The 4,900-nt window shown below is 45.4% G+C and carries 3 protein-coding genes; all 3 read left to right on the top strand.

Annotated features, from left to right (window positions below; all coding sequences use genetic code 11):
- Positions 1-685 precede the first annotated feature (685 nt).
- From I8U18_RS17425 to I8U18_RS17415, 3 genes are read left to right on the top strand one after another with little or no spacing between them, the layout of a single operon-like run.
- Positions 686-2,230 carry a spore germination protein gene (locus I8U18_RS17425; protein WP_033101388.1) on the top strand — a complete coding sequence of 515 codons (1,545 nt, stop codon included), beginning with the start codon at positions 686-688 and terminating at the stop codon, positions 2,228-2,230.
- Positions 2,231-2,253: 23 nt separating this feature from the next.
- On the top strand, positions 2,254-3,348 hold the full coding sequence (locus tag I8U18_RS17420) for a GerAB/ArcD/ProY family transporter (protein WP_198056612.1): 1,095 nt from the start codon (positions 2,254-2,256) through the stop codon (positions 3,346-3,348).
- The gene (locus I8U18_RS17415) at positions 3,341-4,531 is read left to right on the top strand and encodes a Ger(x)C family spore germination protein (protein ID WP_198065172.1); all 1,191 of its coding nucleotides are present in this window, start codon (positions 3,341-3,343) and stop codon (positions 4,529-4,531) included. Before I8U18_RS17420 ends, I8U18_RS17415 begins: the two co-directional genes overlap by 8 nt.
- The last annotated feature ends 369 nt before the right edge of the window (positions 4,532-4,900 follow it).

The raw sequence follows: 4,900 nt of genomic DNA, 5'->3' as shown, positions 1-4,900 counted from the left end.
CCTCCTTCTCCATCCTTTCCCATCGCCATCTGTTTTTGAGCGTATTTCATTCACTCCGTCGGGAATCCTCGCGGAAATCCTGAGGATGTTCCCCGATGTCCTCCTCGGATTTGCGGATTCCTGCAGAAAGGGAGTGAATTTAATAAATAATCCAACTGATTATTCCCACCTTTTAAGGAAATGAGACTGTGCCAAACAGAAGCAAAGGACCGATGGTCAAATGGATCATGGGACTCAGGCGAAGCGATCGGGGTTTGCTACTGCTCCCTTTTTTGACAGAACCTTTTCGAAGAAGAAAGATTGTTAACCGAACTCAATATGACTTCATGAAGGTAAGCTTTCGGGGGTCAAATCAGATCAATCACATCTTAAAAAATAGAGATGGTTATTTTTTGTACAGCGATTTGAAGTGGTGTGATCCGCTCGGTAGTTACTTTTTTCAACGGAATAAAAAATGCAGAAAGACAGATTTCCGGATAAATGATCGGCCAGTCGCTTTTTTTCCTGCTACTGTATTGGATTCTTCTTTCTGAGCAAATTAATTTATAGGTGATGGATATGTGGGAAACGCTGATACAAAGTTTGCTTCAGCCGCGGATCTTGATTGGAGCGGTCGCCTCTTTCATCATACCGTATGGAATATCCAAACTTTATTACTGGATTCGATCATAAGAGGGAGAATGCCATGATCAAACGCCGGAAACCGAAAAAGACTCTATTGCAAACAAAAAAAAACTCGGATGAGACGCCGTGTTGCTTCCATGAAGATCTCGTTTCCAACCTGTTGATGATCGAAAACGAGATCGGTCAAAACGCTGATCTGAAGATGCGAACATTCCGGCTTGGCTCGACGGATCGCAAAGTCGCCTTGGTTTTTTTGGAAAGCCTGATCGACCGTGGTTTAGTCGAGGATAAAATCATGCAATCTCTAATGTTTGCCTTTGATATCAATCATCCTGACCGAGAGTTATCAGGGGAAGAGGAGCTGTCGGATTTTATTGCCAACCATATCCTGACCATTGAAAACGTGAAAGAAGTTCGTTTTTTCAAAGATTTGCTGATCGAGATCGCCAGAGGAAACACGGCTTTATTTATTGATGGTCTGTCAGTCGCTCTGGTTCTGGGAACGCAGAAGTACCAAACGCGCTCTATTGAGGAACCGATATCGGAAGCTTTGGTTCGCGGCCCGCGATCCGGTTTCAACGAATCGCTTGATGTAAATATCGCCCTGCTCCGCCAGGGTTTGACCACCCCTGATTTAACCCTTATCGAGTATACGTTGGGAAGGCGAACCCGGACAAAACTGGTTGTTGCTTTTATGAAGGGGATTGCCGATCCGGAAATTGTAAGTGAAGTGAAGCAGCGGCTTAACCGGATTGATGTGGATGAAGTGCTTGAATCCGGTTATGTAGAGCAATTGATTGAAGATAACCCGTTTTCTCCTTTTCCGCAGATCCAATATACCGAGCGGCCCGACCGGGTTATCGCTGCCCTGTTGGAAGGGAGAGTAGCCATTTTGTTGGAAGGAACCTCATTTGTGTTGATGGTTCCGACCACTTTCCCCATGTTACTGCAGTCACCAGAGGATTATTATGAACGTTGGATTCCGACCTCCCTTCTTCGTTTGATGCGTTATCTCGCTGCCTATATTTCCTTATTGCTCCCTTCTATATATATCTCGTTCGTTTCCTTTCACCAGGGGTTAATACCGACGAAATTGGCCATCTCCATGGCGCAAACCAGGGAAGGAGTGCCGTTTCCTTCCTTTATTGAAGCGCTGATCATGGAGATTTCCATTGAGATTTTGCGGGAAGCGGGGCTCCGCCTGCCCAAGCCCGTCGGACAAACGGTGGGGTTGGTCGGCGGTTTGGTTGTCGGGGAAGCCGCGGTAAGTGCGGGTATTATCAGCCCGATCATGGTGATTGTTGTCTCCCTCACCGCCATTTCCTCATTTGCCATCCCCAATTACGGCGCCGGGATCGCGCTCAGGCTATTGCGCTTTTTGGCCATGTTTAGCGCCGCGCTGTTCGGTCTCTATGGCGTAATTCTGTTTTTCCTGGCCATTACCATTCATCTGTGCCGATTGGAGAGTTTTGGCGTGCCCTATGTTGCACCGACGATTCCTTACAGTCTTTATGAATGGAAGGATTTTATTATACGCTTTCCTCTGAGAAACATGAAACAGCGCCCAAAAATGATGAACACAAAGAATCCTGTGCGCAAAAAGTAGCGCGTCCAAGGAAGTGGGGCAACTTGATCATCCGTCCAAAAAATCGAATCACCATGCAGGAAGCCGCGATTGTTACTTCTTCTATTATGTTGGGTTCAGGTGTGCTCACATTGCCACGAACCGTAACGGAAAAAACCGGTACGCCAGATGGATGGATCTCCGTGATCTTGAGCGGAATGATTGCCGTGTTGGCGGGAATTATGATGGCCAAGCTAAGTCAACGCTTCCCTGGGCAAACCTATTTTGAATTCAGTCAGCATTTGGTGGGAAAATGGGTCGGCCGTCTGCTCAATTTCCCTCTGGTTGTCTACTTTATTGTTCTGGGAGGGTACGAGATTCGCTCGATGGCTGAGGTCAACAGTCTTTATCTTCTCCCGAGAACACCGACTGCAATAACAATGGTTTTATTCATATGGGTCGGGGTTTATCTGGTTACGGGAGGTTTGACGCCAATCGCCCGTTTATCCAGCCTTCTTCTTCCGATCACGGTTTTGATCTTTCTCATGACTCTGGGTTTAAGCCTGAAAGTTGTCGATTTCAACAATTTACGTCCTGTGATGGGATTTGGCGTCATGCCCGTGATCAAGGGAATCACGCAAACAGTCTTGTCCTTCAGCGGGTTTGAGGTCATTTTGTTTTTGACCGCGTTTATGGAGGATCATCGCCAAGCTGTTAAATCGGTCATCATCGGTATCTCTGTTCCCACATTTTTTTATATCATTATCGTTGCGTTTGCGGTTGCCACATTAGGGCTGGAGGAGACTGCGAGAATCACCAGGCCTACTGTCACCATGATCCGCTCATTTGAAGTTACGGGAGTCATCTTTGAGCGATTTGAGTCTTTTCTGCTGGCAGTATGGATGTTGCAGATTTTCACCACTTACGTGTGTTATCACTATCTCGCCTCAATAGGCTTGTCCAGTATCTTTGGCAAGGAGTTCAAAACATGGACTTACTGGATTTCTCCTTTGATCTATCTGTTCGCAGCCTTGCCGTCCGATATCAATGAGCGCTATTTAATCGGATATATAATGGGGTATGTCCTGCTGGCTTTCATCGGGATCATCATTCCGGTTTTATGGGGAATTACCTGGCCGAAGGGGAAAAAACATGGATAGGAATCACTCTTGGAAACGTCTGTTATTCATCGTTATATCGATTGGGAGCCTGATCACTGTTTCCGGATGCTGGGACAGCCGTGATATTGAAGATATTTCTTTGGAAGTGGCTTCCAGTTTTGACATGGTGGATGATGACACAGTCGGGGAATCCGGGGATGAACAGGGGAAATCGTTTGTGGAGGTTACCATGCAATGTACCGTTCCGCAACAATCTGAAGAAAATGCAGATGGAGGGCAGAAAGGCAAAGCGTATAAAAATATCGTGTCCAGAGGAAGAACTGTGATGGAAGCGATTCGTAAAATGTCGCTGGAAGAGTCACGTCCTCCGTTTGGTCAGCATACAAAGATTGTTCTGATTGGTGAGAAGATGGCACGGTTGATGAATTTGCAGGGGGTGCTGAGTTTATATTTGCACACGTATGAAATCAGACCGAGTGCCAATATCCTGATATCTAAAGGAATAGGCCGCCATCTTTTGGAAGTGACCAGAAACACGGATATTCCCGGTATAAGGTTGCAGAGAATTTATCAAAATCATTATAAGACAAACGGAATATTGCCGCTGTTTACCATTGGCCAGACTGCAAGCAAAATGGCTTCCGATGCCAGTTTTCTCTTGCAGGCGGTCAAATTGGAAAAGGGAAAAGTCTTATTTGATGGCGGTGCTGTCATCAAAGGCAGTTCCAAGCGGCTGATCGGCTTTTTAACCCGTGAAGAAGTGGAAGGGTTGAATTGGTTGACCGGACAGGCCAAAGGGATTGTTCAGGTTTTTGATAAGGAAAAGCGACAGAATTTTGCTGTGGAGATCAAATCCATCGAGAGAACCGTCACTCCTTATATAAACGGAAACAAGATCTCGTTTGACGTGAATATCGAAGGAAAGGTGTCCTTATTCGAAACATGGCATATTCCCACGGATCTGCTCAACGAAGATCATGTCAAAAGTCTGGAAAAATTGGTGGAGAATGAGGTTAATCGTCTTGTTCATCTTACTCTGCATAAAATGCAAAAAAAATATAAGGTGGATGTGGCCGATTTCCGTGACCAGTTTCGCATTTCCTATCCAATCCAATGGTTAGAACTGAAAAATAAGTGGGATGATCACTTTAGCAAGGCGCAGATCAATACAAAAGTGAATATCCGAATTCTTGATCATGGGGAAAGAGGGAGAACGATGTAAATTCAGGAGAGAAAGGATGGAGAAGAGGCGGTAAGTCAACCGGACACCGGCCAAGAAGGAAGTTGAAAGTGAATCCGCGCCCCGGTGTCCGTAAAAAAACGATAAAAAAGTGTTGACAATCAAATAAAAGGGTAGTATATTTATTTTCGTCGCTGCTACGACAACATCTTGCAAAAAGCGAGAGAAGAAAACAAAAAAGTTGTTGACAAGCGTGACAGCGATGTGATAGAATATAAATTGTCGTTGTGATAAAAACGGCGGCGACGGAGAGTGTTCCTTGAAAACTAAAGAGTGAAGCATGACCTGTTAATTCTTTTTGAGCTAGATCTTTATCGGAGAGTTTGATCCTGGCTCAGGATGAACGCTGGC

The sequence above is a fragment of the Thermoactinomyces sp. CICC 10522 genome, assembly GCF_016055075.1.
Classification (GTDB): Bacteria; Bacillota; Bacilli; order Thermoactinomycetales; family Thermoactinomycetaceae; genus Thermoactinomyces_A; species Thermoactinomyces_A daqus.
The sequence above is the reverse complement of the archived record's forward strand: the minus strand, read 5'-3'. Positions and strand labels throughout refer to the sequence as shown.

Bases quoted from the DNA above. Each gene is read 5' to 3' on its own strand.
- I8U18_RS17425 (WP_033101388.1), top strand. From the start codon at position 686: ATGATCAAACGCCGGAAACCGAAAAAGACTCTATTGCAAACAAAAAAA.
- I8U18_RS17415 (WP_198065172.1), top strand. From the start codon at position 3,341: ATGGATAGGAATCACTCTTGGAAACGTCTGTTATTCATCGTTATATCG.